This window comes from Pseudomonas brassicacearum (assembly GCF_009601685.2).
Lineage (GTDB): Bacteria > Pseudomonadota > Gammaproteobacteria > Pseudomonadales > Pseudomonadaceae > Aquipseudomonas > Aquipseudomonas kilonensis_B.
The window spans coordinates 3,721,998-3,737,218 of record NZ_CP045701.2; the positions used below are offsets into that span (position 1 = coordinate 3,721,998).

A 15,221-nucleotide genomic window follows, 5' to 3' on the forward strand; every position below is an offset into this window, starting at 1 on the left:
CTCTATTCTTGTTTTTTCGAAGGGCGTTCAGGGATAGCTGACGTAGACGTCGGTCAGCAGGTCCGCCGCGCAAGGCTTGGGATCGGACTTGGCCTTGTACACGGCGTTTTCGATCAGCAGGTCCACTTCCTTGTCGATCTGGTCCAACTGCTCGACGGTGAGCAAGCCGGCCCGGGTGGTGCGCTCGCGGAACTGCATCAGGCAGTCCTGGTTCTCGCGAAAATGCTTGACCTCGTCGGGCGCCCGATAGGTCTGGGCGTCGCCTTCGAAGTGGCCGTAGTAGCGGGTCAGCTTGACCTCGATCAGCGACGGCCCTTCCCCGGCACGGGCGCGTTCGACGGCGGCCCCGGCGGCCTCATGCACGGCAAAGAAATCAAAGCCGTCCACCGTCACCCCGGGCATGCCGAACCCCGCCGCGCGGTCGGCGATGTGGTCGCAGGCCACCGACCAATTGGAGGCGGTGGCTTCGGCGTAGCCGTTGTTTTCGGCGATGAACAGGCACGGCAGGTTCCACACCGAGGCCATGTTCATGGCTTCGAACACCGCACCCTCGTTGGAGCCGCCGTCGCCGAAAAACACCACGGCGACGCTGTCGGTGCCCTTGAGCCGTGCCGCCAGGGCAGCGCCGACCACCAGCGGCGCGCCGGCACCGACGATGCCATTGGCGCCGAGCATGCCCTTCTCGAAGTCGGCAATGTGCATCGAGCCGCCCTTGCCTTGGCAGACGCCGGTCTTCTTGCCGTAGATCTCGGCCATCATCCCGTAGACGTCCACGCCCTTGGCGATGCAATGGCCGTGACCACGGTGGTTGGATGCGATGCAATCGTCATCGCCCAGGTGGGCCATGACGCCGGCGGCCGAGGCTTCTTCGCCGGCATACAGGTGGACGAAACCGGGAATCTCGCCGGTGGCGAACTCCACGTGCAGGCGCTCTTCGAAGGCGCGGATGGTGCGCATCACCTGGTAGGCGTGCAGCAGTTGATCGTGGGTGAGCGGTGTCGACATTTTTATTCTCCTGGGGTGTCTTCTAGAAGATTCAGAGGGTGCTGCGGGTGTTCGCGGCCGATGGCCAGCAAACGCTGTTGCGCGGCGTAGGCCAGCACCGCGTTGACGTCGATGCTCAGCGGGCCGCCGGCATCGAGGGTGACCGTGAGCCGGTCCTGCGCGTTGAATTCGATTTCCCGTTCGCCATCCAGGGCCAGGGTGCCGCTGGACAGCGACAGGCCGTGGGCGATGCCAGGTTCCAGGGGCCCTGCTGCAAGCACGCCACAGCCCTGCAGCAGGCCCGGCGCGAGCGGCACCAGCAGCGCTTCGGGCGATCGCGGGTCCAGGCGCATCCAGGCGCCACCCGGTGCCTGGCGTGACACCGGGAACCACAAGCCGCACAGCGCCGACAAGCCGATGGACTGCGGTTCGGCGAAGGTCACGAAGACTTCGGCCAGGTCCTGTGCGCGACTGATGGCCCGGGCGCCGACAAACCGCAGCGGCGACACGGCGACGTCCACCAGGGCGACTTCGCGCAAGCCACGTCCGGCGTCACAGACCAGCAAGCGCTTGTTGCGACGCAGGCCGATCTGCGCCGGGATCCGGCCACTGGCGTACAACCCACCGGCCAGCCCGGCACTGGTGGCCTCGCGCAGTTCGGGAAAGGCGTTGTTGGTGCCGGTGGACAGGGTCAGCAACGGAATGTCCCCCACTTCAGCGGCCACCGCCTTGTGGGTGCCGTCGCCACCCAGCACGGCGATCAGCGCCACCTCGCGCTCGGCCATCAGACGCGCGGCCCGGCGGGTGTCTTCGACGGTCTGGCGCAGGGTCAGGTCGAGAAACTCCAGGGCCGGCCAGTGGCTGCTGCGGGCCTGGCGGCTGTGGCTGTTCTTCAGCACGGCGGCGGCCATGCCAATCATGTCGGTGGGCATCAACACCTGCTCGATGCCGGTGGCGCCGAAAGCGGCCAGCAAGCGCTGGATCACCGAGACCTTGTCGGTGCTGGAAAACAGCCCGGCATTGGCGGTCAGGCGCCGCACGTCACGGCCCGATGCGGGGTTGGCTATGATGCCCACGGTCAATGGCCGGCGACTCATGACACCACCGTGGAGGGGGCAGGCACACGGCCTGGGCAGGAAACCATAGACACCTCGTTGTTATTATTGGATGACCCGTCGAGCGGGCCCCAGAGGTAGAGCAAGGGCGGTGCCAGTTGTGAAAAAAACCTGCTCAAGGCCCGGGCCAGAGCGGTCCCTATGGGATTTGTGATGAAGCGAAGCGAGCCCCGGTGAGACGCCCCATGTCAGCCTGCACGAGGTTGCGGCGAGACCCTGAGACGTGGCGTCTCACACCGCCCGTAGAACCCGTCGAGCTTGTCTGCACCCGGCGAACGGCGCTTAATGTGCGCACAACGATAAGAAGCTGAATCGGAGGCCCCTATGCTTTCCGCTCACTCCCGGGCGCACGTGGATTGCGTCAGTCGCGTGGTGAAAAACGCGAACCAATTGCCACAACTGCCCGTCCCGGACCTGATCCTCGACTCCTGGCGCCGGTCCATGGAGCAACATCACCTGGATCCCGGTTCGCTGCAGGGCCCGCGCATCCTGTCCCAGGACGTGCTCAAGCAATGCCGCGAGCGCTCCGAGCTGTTCCTCAATATCGCCAGCGAAGAAGTGGCGCGCCTGCATGGCCGGGTCCGCGATGCCGACTACTGCGTGCTACTGACCGATGCCCAGGGCCAGACCATCGACTACCGGGTGGAAAGCACGATTCGCAATGACTGTCGCAAGGCCGGGCTGTACCTGGGCACCTGTTGGTCGGAGGGTGAAGAAGGCACCTGCGGCGTGGCGGCAGTGCTCACGGCCAAGGCCCCGGTGACGGTGCACAAGCGCGACCATTTCCGGGCGGCGTTCATTGGCCTGACCTGCTCCGCCGCGCCGGTCTTCGACCCCCAGGGTGAATTGCTCGGGGTGCTGGACGTCTCGGCGGTGCGCTCGCCGGATGATCGGCGCTCGCAGCACCTGATCCGGCAAATGGTGGTGCAGAGCGCCCGGGAGATCGAACAGGCGTTTTTCATGAGCAGCGCCCAGGGCTACTGGGTACTGCGGGCCCATCGCAACGCCGGCTACGTCGACAGCCAGCCGGACTTCCTGTTCGCCTGGGACGACGACGGTTGCCTGCAAGCCTTGAACCCGGCCGCCCGCCAGTACCTGCTGCAACATTACGGGCAGTTGCCGCAACACATCGGCCAGGTGTTCGACCAGCAGTTGCTGCACCGTGCCCGGGACGAAAGCCTCTGCTCGCTCGATCACGCCATGCACGGGCGCTTGAGCGCGCCACGCCAACGGGCCGGTTCACGTGCGCGGGTGGCGATGACCCCGTTGGAAATCGATCCACGCCTGGCCGACAGTCTGCGCCTGGCGGTGCGGGTCAAGGATCGCAACCTGCCGGTGCTGATCCAGGGCGAAACCGGCTCCGGCAAGGAAGTGTTCGCCCGTCAGTTGCACCAGGCCAGCCAGCGCCGTGATCGCCCTTTCGTGGCATTGAACTGCGCCGCGATTCCCGAAAGCCTGATCGAGAGCGAATTGTTCGGCTACGTCGCCGGCGCCTTCACCGGCGCCTCGGCCAAAGGCATGCAGGGCCTGTTGCAACAGGCCGATGGCGGCACCTTGTTCCTGGATGAAATCGGCGACATGCCGCTGGCCTTGCAGACCCGCCTGCTGCGCGTCTTGGCCGAGGGTGAAGTGGCGCCGCTGGGCGCGTCCCGGCGCAAGGCCGTGGACATCCAGGTGATCTGCGCCACCCACCGCGACCTGGAGACACTGGTGGCCGCCGGCGAGTTTCGCGAGGATTTGTATTTCCGCCTGGGCGGCGCGCGCTTCCAACTGCCACCGTTGCGCGAACGCAGCGACCGACTGGCGTTGATCAATCGAATTCTGGCCGAGGAGTCGGCGCTGTGCGGGACAACCGTGCAATTGAGCAGCGCAGCCCTGGAATGCCTGCTCGGTTATCACTGGCCGGGCAATGTCCGCCAACTGCGCCATGTGCTGCGTTATGCGTGCGCGGTGTGCGAAGCCAGTGTGGTCCAGCTCAGTCACCTGCCCGAGTCAATGCACCGCAAGGACGCCGCCGATCACGGGCCGGAGCCAAGCGCCAGCCCCGAACGCCAGGCACTGCTCGATGCCTTGGTGCGCCACCGCTGGAAACCCACCGCCGCCGCCCGGGCCCTGGGCATTTCCCGGGCAACCCTGTATCGACGGGTAAACCTGCATGGCATCGAAATGCCTGGCCGCAGCCCGGCCTGAAGGCCTATCGGCGCGCCAATTCATGACGGACACATTGTTCGTAGTAAGTCTGCTTGACCGCGACCGGCTTGAGACGCGAGGCGCTGTTGTAGGTCTGCTCGGTAATGCCCAGGGCGGTCATGCGCATCCAGGGCCGAGGAAACTTGCGCACTTGCAGCCTCTTGCGCGCGCCATACAGGCTTACGCCGGAAAGCTTCGACGCCTGCGCCCCTGCCGCGATGTCCGAACCCCAGCGGCACACCGACTTCTGGTTTTGCGTCAGCGCCCTGGCCTGGGCCTCAAGCGAGACGGCGAACAAGAGAAACGTCGCCACGACCCACATAGAAATACGCATAGGTTTGTCGCCCAACTTTCTGAAAAGAAAGAAGTTTGACCTTATGTAAATGAGCAAGGGGCCAGCATTTGCACAAGCCCTACTCCCTCCGAGTCCGCTGAAGCTGCGTAGGAGCCGCGTAGGAGCTGTGCCGGAACTATGCCGGAACTGTGTAGGAGCCGTGTAGGAGCCGTGTAGGAGCTGTCGAGTGCAACGAGGCTGCGATCTTTCCCCAGACACTTGAATCCCAAGCGAAAGATCAAAAGATCAAAGATCAAAAGATCGCAGGCTTCGCCAGCTCCTACAGGGCCCAGCACAAGCAAGCCCCTCGCCATGAGTTATTGGCCCGCCTTCGCCTCCTGCAACAACTGCTGGATCACCTGCTCCTGCTCGCCATAGCGTCCTTCGCCAAAATGGCTGTAGCGCACCTGCCCCTTGGCATCGATGAAGTAATGAGCGGGCCAGTACTGATTGTTGAAGGCGCGCCAGATCGCATACTGATTGTCGATCGCCACCGGGTAGTGGATGTCCAGCTTGCGCACCTGCTCGCGGACGTTGTCGATGATCTTCTCGTAGCCGTACTCCGGGGTGTGGACACCGATTACCACCAGCCCGTCCTTTTCATACTTCTTCGCCCAACCGTTCACATAGGGCAAGGTGTGCTGGCAGTTGATGCAGTCGTAGGTCCAGAAGTCCACCAGCACCACCTTGCCCTTGAGTGACTCGCTGCTCAGCGGGGGTGAGTTCAACCACTGCACCGCGCCGTCCAGCGCAGGCATGGCGCCCTGGGACTGGAGGGCCGGCATGGAACTGGCGCCGGCTTTGCTCACCACATAGTCGATGGCCTTGGGCACGTTCTCCAGCAGGCTTTTTTCCAGGGTGGCCGATTGTTGGGAGGAAGTCGCCGCCAACAAGCGGTCATCCGCCCCGGTGCCAATCGCCACGGCCGCCAGCAACACCACCGCTCCCGTTCCCCGGCGCAGCCAGGTGGTGATCGGCAGCGAGAGTTTCAGGCGCCCGACCAGTCCGCGCCCGGCCAGGATCAGCGTCCCCAGGGACAAGGCGCTGCCCAGGCCGTAGGCGAGCAACAGCAGGCTGGTTTGTGCACTGGCGCCTTGCAGCATGGCCCCGGTCAGGATCACCCCAAGTATCGGTCCGGCGCACGGTGCCCAGAGCAGCCCGGTGGCGACCCCGATCAGCACCGACGCCACAGGCCCGGCCATCCGCCCGGCGCCGGCGTCCAGGCGATTGCCCAGGCTGACCAGTGGCCGCGCCAACCAGGTGCCGACCCGACTGAAGATCAGTGACAAGGCAAACACCACCATCACCACCAAGGCGACTTGCCGGCCAACACTGCTGGCACGCAGCACCCACTCGCTGCTGACCACTGCCAGGCTGGAGACCAGGGCAAACGTCAGCACCATGCCGCCAAGGGTCAGCAGCACCGAGCCACGGGAGCGATCGGCCCGGGCGAACAGAAACGGCACCACGGGAAGAATACAGGGACTGAGGATCGTCAGGATCCCGCCGAGAAAAGCGATCAGAAGCATGGCAACACCTCAATGGTAGGTAGATAGACAGAACACACCCAATCGGGCAGCGCCTCTGTGGGAGCAAAGCTTGCTCGCGATGCAGACGCCTCGATTTCTGGCAATCACCGCGTCATCGTTTATCGCGAGCAAGCTTTGCTCCCACAGGTTTACTGTCACAAGTTGGCTTCCACGGCGACTCAGTTACCGTCATTGCAGTTATCGGAAAGCTTGCGGTAGTCCAGCGCCTGCTTGTGGCCTGCCGAATCCAGGTAGGTCATCTGGGCATTCACCACACCGCAGACAGGGTTGGCGTCTTCGCTAAGGGACAGCACCTTCTGGATGTCCAGGTGGGTGCCGTAGGTGTAGTTCTGTGCCTGCACGGTGCTTTCGGCCCGGGCCGACAGCGTGCAAATGTTCAGTGCAGCGAAAAGGCAGGCGGCGTAGATGGCTTTGCTGTTCATGGCGATTCCTCGATTCAATGGGTTTATCTGCCGAGGCCTGTCGTGTTGCCTCGATGGACGCCATTGAATGCCGCGCAGGTATCGCGCCTGTATCGAGCCAGGTGGCTTTTTGCATCGCTGTGTATCCGTCGCGCGCCAGATACACTGCAATACAAACCGCCGCGAGCCGGGCCGGCCGGCGCCTGTAGACTGCTCACAACGAAACGCCGAGGAGCTGGACACCATGGATCATGTCGATCACGTGTTGATAGTGGATGACGATCGCGAGATCAGAGAGCTGGTTGGCAACTACCTGAAAAAGAATGGCCTGCGCACCACTGTCGTTGCCGATGGCCGGCAAATGCGCGCCTTCCTGGAAACCACCCCGGTGGACCTGATCGTGCTGGACATCATGATGCCCGGCGACGACGGCCTGGTGCTGTGCCGGGAATTGCGTGCCGGCAAGCACAAGGCCACGCCGGTACTGATGCTCACCGCGCGCAACGACGAAACCGACCGCATCATCGGCCTGGAAATGGGCGCCGACGATTACCTGGTCAAGCCCTTCGCCGCCCGTGAGCTGCTGGCGCGCATCAACGCCGTGCTGCGCCGCACCCGCATGCTGCCGCCTAACCTGGTGGTTACCGAGAGCGGTCGCCTGCTGGCGTTCGGACGCTGGCGCCTGGACACCACCGCCCGCCACCTGCTGGACACCGACGGCACCATGGTTGCCTTGAGTGGTGCCGAGTATCGTTTGTTACGGGTATTCCTCGACCATCCACAACGGGTGCTCAACCGCGACCAGTTGCTTAACCTGACTCAAGGCCGGGACGCCGACCTGTTCGATCGCTCCATCGACCTGCTGGTCAGCCGCCTGCGCCAGCGCCTGCTCGATGATGCCCGCGAGCCGGCGTACATCAAGACCGTGCGCAGCGAAGGCTACGTGTTCTCGCTGCCGGTGGAGATCCTCGAGGCCTCGGTATGAGCCTGCCGCTGCGCTGGCCGCGTACATTGGCCTCGAGGTTGTCGCTGATCTTCCTGATCGGCCTGATCCTGGCCCAGGGCCTGTCCTTCGGCGCCCAGTACTACGAGCGTTACCAGAGCGCCAAGTCGACCATGCTCGGCACCCTGGAAACCGATGTCTCGACCTCGGTCGCCATTCTCGACCGCCTGCCTGCCGCCGAACGCCAGGCCTGGCTGCCCAAACTCGCCCGGCGCAACTATGGCTACCTGCTCGACGAAGGCCAGCCTGGGCAACCGATGGATCTTGCCGACGCGCCGATTTCGGTCAGTTCGATCCAGGAAGCCATCGGCCAGGCCTATGGCCTGACGTTCAAGCAGATTCCCGGGCCGAAAATGCACTATCAGGCGCACCTGCGCCTGGGCGATGGCAGCCCACTGACCATCGATGTACGTCCAGCGATGACGCCCCTCTCGCCATGGCTGCCGATGGTGTTGCTGGGGCAGTTGGCGCTGTTGATCGGCTGCACCTGGCTGGCCGTGCGCCTCGCCGTCGGCCCACTGACCCGGCTGGCCCAGGCGGTGGAAACCCTCGACCCGAACGCCCATAGCGTGCGCCTGGACGAGAAAGGCCCGACCGAAGTGGTGCATGCCGCCAAAGCGTTCAACGCCATGCAGGACCGCATCGCCGCCTACCTCAAGGAGCGCATGCAGTTGTTGGCGGCGATTTCCCACGACTTGCAGACCCCCATCACGCGCATGAAGCTGCGCGCCGAGTTCATGGACGAGGGGATCGAGAAGGACAAGCTGTGGAGCGACTTGAGCGAAATGGAGCACCTGGTGCGTGAAGGCGTGGCCTATGCCCGCAGCATCCACGGCGCCACCGAGGCCAGCTGCCGGATCAGCCTGGATGCGTTCCTCGACAGCCTGGCGTTCGACTACCAGGACACGGGCAAGGACGTGCAATTGTCCGGAAAAAACGCCGCCGTCATCGACACCCGCCCCCATGCCTTGCGGCGGGTGCTGGTCAATCTGGTGGACAACGCCTTGAAGTTCGGCGGCGCGGCGCAAATCCATGTGCAGCTCGCCGATAACGGGCAATTGGCGATCCAGGTACTGGACCGCGGCCCCGGGATCAGCGAGCAGGAACTGGCCGAAGTGCTCAAGCCGTTCTACCGCGTGGAAAGTTCACGCAACCGGGAAACCGGCGGCACCGGCCTGGGCTTGGCCATCGCCCAGCAACTGGCGATCGCCATGGGCGGCTCATTGACCCTGAGCAACCGCGACGGCGGCGGCCTGTGCGCCGAGTTGCGGTTGGCATTCGCGAGCTGACATAGCCTCTGTGGGGAGCTTGCTCGCGATAGCGGCCTGAGAGCTGGCCGTTTTTTTTGACTGGGTACATATCCATTGCTGCGGTAACGGCTACTTAGGGTTCCGCCCTGACGGCGGCTCACTTTTGAAGAGCCCGGAAGCCGGCCCAGTCAAAAGCAAGCAAAACGCTTCTGCCCCACCACTCGGTGCCTGCGTTCGGCCAGCGTGGTTAACGGGGCGCCGAGATCAACGTCCACCGCGAGGCGGCCTGACAGCCGACCTGGCTCTCCAGTCGTACACCCATCAGATCTGTCGGAGCAAAGCTTGCTCGCGATAGCGGTGCATCTGCCAGCACCTGTTCAACTGACCTGATGCCATCGCGAACTAGCTCCCACAGGGGTTTGGCATGAGGCCGGGCTTCGGTTTGTATGCCAGTGCGTCTGCGGATGATCGGCATACACAAACTTGCACAATGCTGCGTTGCGGACATACCCCGCCTACACCGGCTTGAAAGACTGCTCGTATCCCGGCGACTATCAGCACCGGGCCTCGACACCCAAGGAGCCTTTACATGCCTACCGCAACTGCATCCCCCGTTCGTTATCAGGGCTGGTCACTGTTCAGCCTGCTCGCCGCCCTGGTGCTGTTGATGACCGGGTTGATCCTGGTGCTCAATCCGGACCTGACCGAAGGCGTGCGCAGTGCCATTCGCGCCACGGCTCGCTCATCCTTTGCCTTGTTCCTTCTGGCCTTCACCGCCTCGGCATGCGCGGTGCTGGTGCCCTCGCCCCTGAGCCGGTCCCTGGTGCGCGAACGGCGCTTCATCGGGCTGGCCTTTGCGTTTTCCCATCTGGTCCACGCTGTGCTGATCTATAGCTACGGCCAGCTCAATCCCGAGTTCTGGCCGGGCCGCACCACCCTTGGCAACGTGCCTGGCACCGTAGGCTACGTGTTCATCCTGCTGCTGGCCCTGACCTCTTTCAAAAGCACCACGCGCCTGATCGGTTTCAAGGCCTGGAAGCGCCTGCATGTCACCGGCATGTGGGTGCTGGCGGCGATCTTTGCCTACTCCAATTTCAAACGCATCCCCATGAGCGCCTGGTATGTGCTGCCCTTCGGCCTGATCTGCGCCGCCACCGCCATCCGCCTGCTGGGCAAGCTGGCCCAGGCCACCCAGCGCCGTCAACGACTGAAACACGCGACTGGTCTGTAGGAGCTGTCGAGTGCAACGAGGCTGCGATCTTTCCCCAGACACTTGAGTCTCAAGCGAAAGATCAAAAGATCGCAGCCTCGCTTCGCTCGACAGCTCCTACACAGCTCCTACACAGCTCGTACATAGCGCCTGCACAGGGCCTTGGCCTTGAAAAAATCGAAACCTTGGACGGCCTGCACCGGTCAAGTCCTGTATGAACGTCAACCGCTGCACGTCGCGCCAAGCGACGGCGGCCTGAAACGAGGGACAGGCATGAGCATGACCGTCGGTGATTTTCTGGTGGAACGTCTTTACGAATGGGGTGTTCGCCGTATCTATGGCTATCCGGGCGATGGCATCAACGGCGTCTTTGGCGCCTTGAACCGCGCCCAGGGAAAAATCCGCTTTATCCAGGCCCGCCACGAGGAAATGGCCGCATTCATGGCTTGCGCCCACGCCAAGTTCACCGGCGAGCTGGGCGTCTGCATCGCCACCTCCGGGCCCGGCGCATCGCACTTGGTGACCGGCCTCTACGACGCGCGGATGGACCACATGCCCGTGCTCGCCATCAGCGGCCAGCAGGCGCGCGCCGCGCTGGGCGGGCATTACCAGCAGGAACTGGACCTGGTCAGCCTGTTCAAGGACGTGGCCGGGGCATTCGTGCAGCAGGCCAGTGTGCCTGCCCAGGTGCGCCACCTGCTGGACCGCGCCGTACGCACGGCGATAGGCGAGCGCCGGGTCACAGCGTTGATCCTGCCAAACGATCTCCAGGACATGGAATACACCGCGCCACGCCACAAGCACGGTACGGTTCACTCCGGCGTCGGTTACCGCAAGCCCAGCGTCGTCCCCTACGAAGAGGACCTGCGCAAGGCCGCCGAGGTCCTCAATGCCGGCAAGAAAGTCGCCATTTTGGTCGGTGCCGGTGCGCTGCATGCCACCGACGAAGTGATCGCCATCGCCGAGAAGCTCGGCGCCGGGGTGGCCAAGGCACTGCTGGGCAAGGCCGCCGTACCGGATGACCTGCCCTGGGTCACCGGCACCATCGGCCTGCTTGGCACCGAGCCCAGCGACAACCTCATGGCCGGCTGCGACACGCTGCTGATGATCGGCTCCGGCTTCCCCTACGCAGAATTCCTGCCCCCTGAAGGCCAGGCCCGCGGCGTGCAGATCGACATTCAGGCGGACATGCTCAGCCTGCGTTATCCCATGGAAGTCAGCCTGCACGGCGACAGCGTCGATACTTTGCGCGCCCTGCTGCCGCTGATCGAAGAAAAAACCGACCGCGCCTGGCGCAAGAAAATCGAACATTGGCGCGAACGCTGGGAGCGGACCCTGGAAAAACGCGCCTTGGTAGCCGCCAAGCCGATCAATCCGCAGCGAGTCACCTTCGAACTGTCGCCCCGGCTGCCGGAGCGCGCCATCATCACCTGCGATTCCGGCTCCTGTGCCAATTGGTTCGCCCGCGACCTGAAGATCCGGCGCGGCATGATGTGTTCGCTGTCCGGCGGCCTGGCGTCGATGGGCGCCGCCGTGCCCTACGCCATCGCGGCGAAGTTCTGTCACCCAGAACGGCCGGTGATCGCCCTGGTGGGCGATGGCGCCATGCAGATGAACAACATGGCCGAGCTGATCACCGTCGCCAAATACTGGCGCACCTGGGCCAACGGCAGCTGGATCTGTGCGGTGTTCAACAATCGGGATTTGAACCAGGTGACGTGGGAACAACGGGTAATGGAGGGCGATCCAAAATTCGCAGCCTCCCAGGACATTCCCGACGTGCCCTACCACCTGTTCGCCGAATCCATTGGCTTGAAGGGCATCCTGGTGCTGCACGAGGACGACGTGGCCACGGCCTGGGAAACCGCGCTGGCGGCGGATCGTCCGGTGTTGATCGAATTTCGCACCGACCCCGACGTGCCACCACTGCCGCCGCACATCAAGCTGGAACAGGCGAAAAAATTTGCCTCGACCCTGCTCCAAGGCGACCCAAACGAGCGAGGGATCGTGGTCGAGACCGCCAAGCAGGTACTGAGCAGCCTCCTGCCGGGCCAGCGCACGAATAAAGAGTGAGGCTGACGCGATGCCAACCGCTGAGCTGCATCGTCGCTATGAACGGTCCCTGCTCCTGACTTTCTGCGTGGTGTGGGGATGGCTGGCCATTGCGCCGATAAAACGCAGCGACTGGCTGGTGCATTTCAACTATGGCCTGCCCGCACCAACAAAATCACGCGCTCCAGTGGGCATCACGCTTCAAGGCGCGCATATGATGGAGGCAATGCAGCCTGTCGGCCCCTTCGTTAACACGCCTAAGTAAATCAGCCAGACAGCCGATATAAGACAGGTGCGGGTGAAATCGCTTTTTGGCTGATGACTTATTTTTATGATTGAAATTGCTGGCAACGACTCGACCGTGCTTTCCCCGGGCTCGCCAACCCGAAGTTTCACCCGTCGCACGTTCCCGGCCATCATGCTCCTGCTGTTTGTCATGTCTGCACTGGCGATTGCCGTGCTGCTCAACATCACCGGTGCCCAGGACCGCCGCGCCCGTGAACAAAGCCTGTTTTTCGCCCAACGGGCCATCGAGGGGATCCGCACGGGGATCGGACGGGACCTGAGCGACTACTCCAAGTGGAGCGACGCCTACCGGCACCTGCATGTCGACATGGACAAGGAATGGGCCTATGACCAGGAAAACGTCGGCAGCAGCGTGTTTTCGCTCTATGGCTACCAGGCCGTGTTTGTCATTTCGCCAACCGGCCAGACCGTCTATTCGGTGATCGATGGCCAGATGAGCGAGGTCGATGCCGACACTTGGCTGGCCGGTGACCTGCGAGCGCTGCGCAAAAAAGCCAGTGCCGCGCAAAACCACGACGAAGTCATCGTCGAGATGCTCCATCACGAGGACGCCCCGGCGTTTGTCGCCGCGTCCGCCATCACCATTGGCACGGACAACAGCGTGCCCGAAATCCCCGGCCCGCCCAGCCTGATGCTCTTCGTCAAGGTCCTTGATCCCGGAGCCCTGGAAAACCTGGCGCGGGACTTCGCCCTGCCCGATGCGCATATTGCCAGGACACCGGGCCCAGCCGATACCGCCCAACTGCTGCTCGACGAACTGACCCTGGAAGCCTTGGCCTGGCGGCCGCAAACCCCGGGCCAGGACCTGCGAAAATTCCTCCTGCCGTTGCTGGCCGTGGCGTTACTGGTGCTGGGGATTCTGGCGCTGGCCGTTCTGCGCCATGCCTTGATGATGCTGCGTGCCCAGGAAAGCCAATACGCCAGCCTGCTGGCCCACCGCAAGGCATTGGAACGCAGTGAAGAGCGTTTCCGCGACATCGCCGAAGTGTCCTCCGACTGGTTGTGGGAGGTCGATGCGACCGGGACGCTGACTTACCTGTCGGAGCGCTTCGAACAAGTAACCGGCTTCAGCCCCACGGAATGGCTGGGCAAACCTCTGCACCGGCTGCTTCACCCCCATGGCGGCTCGATCTCGATTGCCCAATGGCTGCTCGGCGGTGCCAACAGCGTCTGCTCGGCGCCGCTGTTGTGCGAGTACACCGCGCGCAACCAGCGCATCCGCACTTGCAAACTGTCGGTACGGGCCATCGAAGCCGGCACCCTGGGTTTTCGCGGCACCGCCACCGACATCACCGACGAATTGCGGGCACTGGCCCAGATCAAGCACCTTTCCCTGCATGATCCGCTGACCGGGCTGGCCAACCGCAACCGCTTGTTCGATTGCCTGCGCGAACACCTGGACCGAGCCGATCGCCCGCCCCTGGCGCTGCTGAACCTGGACATGGACCGATTCAAGCCGGTCAACGACTCCCTGGGCCATGCCGTGGGCGATAAGGTGCTCAAGGAAGTTGCGCATATCCTCCAGCAAAATGTGCGCAGCACCGATCTGGTGGCGCGTCTGGGCGGTGATGAGTTTGTCATTGTCATGCCCGAGCCCGGCGATGCCGACGATCTCGATCAACTCTGTGCACGACTGATCGACTGCATGCAACGGCCCATGCACCTGGACGGCAATACCCTGTACCTGGGGGTGAGCATCGGCGTTGCCTGGTCGCAGCCCGGAGACGAACGTGCCGATGAACTGTTGCGCCACGCCGATATCGCCTTGTATGCGGCCAAGGCAGCCGGCCGCAACACCTGGCGCGTGTATGTGGAAGCCATGGGCAACCTGGCCCGCGACCGGCGGCAATACGAGCAGCAACTGCGCGATGCCATGCAACGGGATCAGTTGGAACTGCGTTACCTGCCCCGCTTCGATGTCAGCGCCGAACAACTGCACGGTTTCGAAGCCCAGACCTTCTGGCACCACCCCGAGAAAGGTGAACTGGGCGGGGCCGACTTCATGCCGGTGGCCGAAACCTCGGGCCAGCTTGAAGAACTGGGCACCTGGATGTTGATCAACGTCTGTGAAGAGGCCGCCACCTGGCCGAGCGCCGTCAGTGTCTCCATCGCGGTTTCACCCCGCTGGTTCAACAGCAGCTTCCTGATCAACCAAGTGCAAGAAGCCCTCGAAACGAGCGGCCTGGCGCCCCACCGGCTGACCCTGGAAGTGGCCGAAGGGGTCCTGCTGGCCGACCACAAGACCGTCGCCAGCACCCTCCATGCGCTCAAGGACCTCGGCGTGCGGATCAACATCGACAAGTTCGGCACCAGCATCGCCTCCCTGCGTGAAGTACTGGACCAGCCGTTCGATGGTATCCGCTTCGACCGCAACATCCTCACGCAGCTAGGCCTGGAGGATGACAAGGAAGGCGTCCTGGCGATGATCCGCTTGAGCCGCAGCGTAGGGCTGATGGTCACCGCCGAAGGCATCGAAAACGCGCGGCAATTCAGCCAACTGCGCAACGTGTCCTGCGACCATGTCCAAGGCCCCTACTTCGGCGCCGCCCTGGCCCGCTCGGAAATGGCCTCGTTCTTCACCACGCCAAGGTGGCTGTAACCTCTTCACAACCGCCATCGCGAGCAAGTTCGCTCCCATAATGGTTCCGGGTACGACACGGTCCTGTGGCGAGGGAGCTTGCTCCCGCTGGGGCGCGCAGCGGCCCCCAAAAAGCGATGAGCGCTGCGCACTCAAGCGGGAGCAAGCTCCCTCGCCACAAAAAACCTCCAAAACCATCCGCCACAGATTGATCACCGGTAAACCCTGTGGGAGCTTGCTCGCGATGA

General features: G+C 63.5%; 12 protein-coding genes. 7 read left to right on the plus strand and 5 right to left on the minus strand.

Annotated elements, in window-relative coordinates; translation table 11 throughout:
• Positions 1-27 precede the first annotated feature (27 nt).
• A complete protein-coding gene (locus GFU70_RS15650; RefSeq protein WP_058545550.1) occupies positions 28-1,005 on the minus strand; it encodes a thiamine pyrophosphate-dependent dehydrogenase E1 component subunit alpha in 978 nt (325 codons plus the stop codon).
• 2 nt (positions 1,006-1,007) lie between these two features.
• A complete protein-coding gene (locus GFU70_RS15655; RefSeq protein ID WP_058545551.1) occupies positions 1,008-2,081 on the minus strand; it encodes an ATP-NAD kinase family protein in 1,074 nt (357 codons plus the stop codon).
• 342 nt (positions 2,082-2,423) lie between these two features.
• Here GFU70_RS15655 and GFU70_RS15660 point away from each other — a divergent pair, with 342 nt between their 5' ends.
• Positions 2,424-4,289, plus strand: a complete 1,866-nt coding sequence (locus tag GFU70_RS15660; RefSeq protein ID WP_153388380.1) for a sigma-54-dependent Fis family transcriptional regulator — start codon at positions 2,424-2,426, stop codon at positions 4,287-4,289.
• A gap of 4 nt (positions 4,290-4,293) precedes the next feature.
• On the opposite strand, the gene GFU70_RS15665 is transcribed toward GFU70_RS15660, so the two are convergent.
• The 3 genes from GFU70_RS15665 to GFU70_RS15675 all read right to left on the minus strand — a co-directional run bounded on the left by GFU70_RS15665 (position 4,294) and on the right by GFU70_RS15675 (position 6,595).
• Positions 4,294-4,623, minus strand: coding sequence for a hypothetical protein (locus GFU70_RS15665; protein WP_058545568.1), 330 nt, complete (start codon positions 4,621-4,623; stop codon positions 4,294-4,296).
• A 317-nt stretch (positions 4,624-4,940) separates the two neighbouring features.
• Positions 4,941-6,152 (minus strand): cytochrome c biogenesis protein DipZ, encoded by a 1,212-nt coding sequence (locus tag GFU70_RS15670; protein ID WP_116642060.1) that lies wholly within the window; start codon positions 6,150-6,152, stop codon positions 4,941-4,943.
• Positions 6,153-6,331: 179 nt separating this feature from the next.
• On the minus strand, positions 6,332-6,595 hold the full coding sequence (locus tag GFU70_RS15675) for a DUF2790 domain-containing protein (RefSeq protein ID WP_153388381.1): 264 nt from the start codon (positions 6,593-6,595) through the stop codon (positions 6,332-6,334).
• A 223-nt stretch (positions 6,596-6,818) separates the two neighbouring features.
• Between GFU70_RS15675 and GFU70_RS15680 the strand changes: the two genes are divergently transcribed.
• From GFU70_RS15680 to GFU70_RS15705, 6 genes are all read left to right on the plus strand, one after another.
• A complete protein-coding gene (locus GFU70_RS15680) occupies positions 6,819-7,559 on the plus strand; it encodes a response regulator (protein ID WP_003202589.1) in 741 nt (246 codons plus the stop codon).
• Positions 7,556-8,866, plus strand: coding sequence for an ATP-binding protein (locus tag GFU70_RS15685; RefSeq protein WP_058545555.1), 1,311 nt, complete (start codon positions 7,556-7,558; stop codon positions 8,864-8,866). The genes GFU70_RS15680 and GFU70_RS15685 overlap by 4 nt, the downstream gene beginning before the upstream one ends.
• 550 nt (positions 8,867-9,416) lie before the next feature.
• Positions 9,417-10,058 carry a ferric reductase-like transmembrane domain-containing protein gene (locus GFU70_RS15690; RefSeq protein WP_153388382.1) on the plus strand — a complete coding sequence of 214 codons (642 nt, stop codon included), beginning with the start codon at positions 9,417-9,419 and terminating at the stop codon, positions 10,056-10,058.
• 252 nt (positions 10,059-10,310) lie between these two features.
• Complete coding sequence (locus GFU70_RS15695) at positions 10,311-12,110, plus strand: thiamine pyrophosphate-requiring protein (RefSeq protein ID WP_153388383.1); 1,800 nt, start codon at positions 10,311-10,313, stop codon at positions 12,108-12,110.
• A 10-nt stretch (positions 12,111-12,120) separates the two neighbouring features.
• Positions 12,121-12,354, plus strand: coding sequence for a hypothetical protein (locus GFU70_RS28770; protein WP_226920908.1), 234 nt, complete (start codon positions 12,121-12,123; stop codon positions 12,352-12,354).
• Between the two features lie 66 nt (positions 12,355-12,420).
• Complete coding sequence (locus GFU70_RS15705; RefSeq protein WP_058545558.1) at positions 12,421-14,994, plus strand: EAL domain-containing protein; 2,574 nt, start codon at positions 12,421-12,423, stop codon at positions 14,992-14,994.
• Positions 14,995-15,221 lie beyond the last annotated feature (227 nt).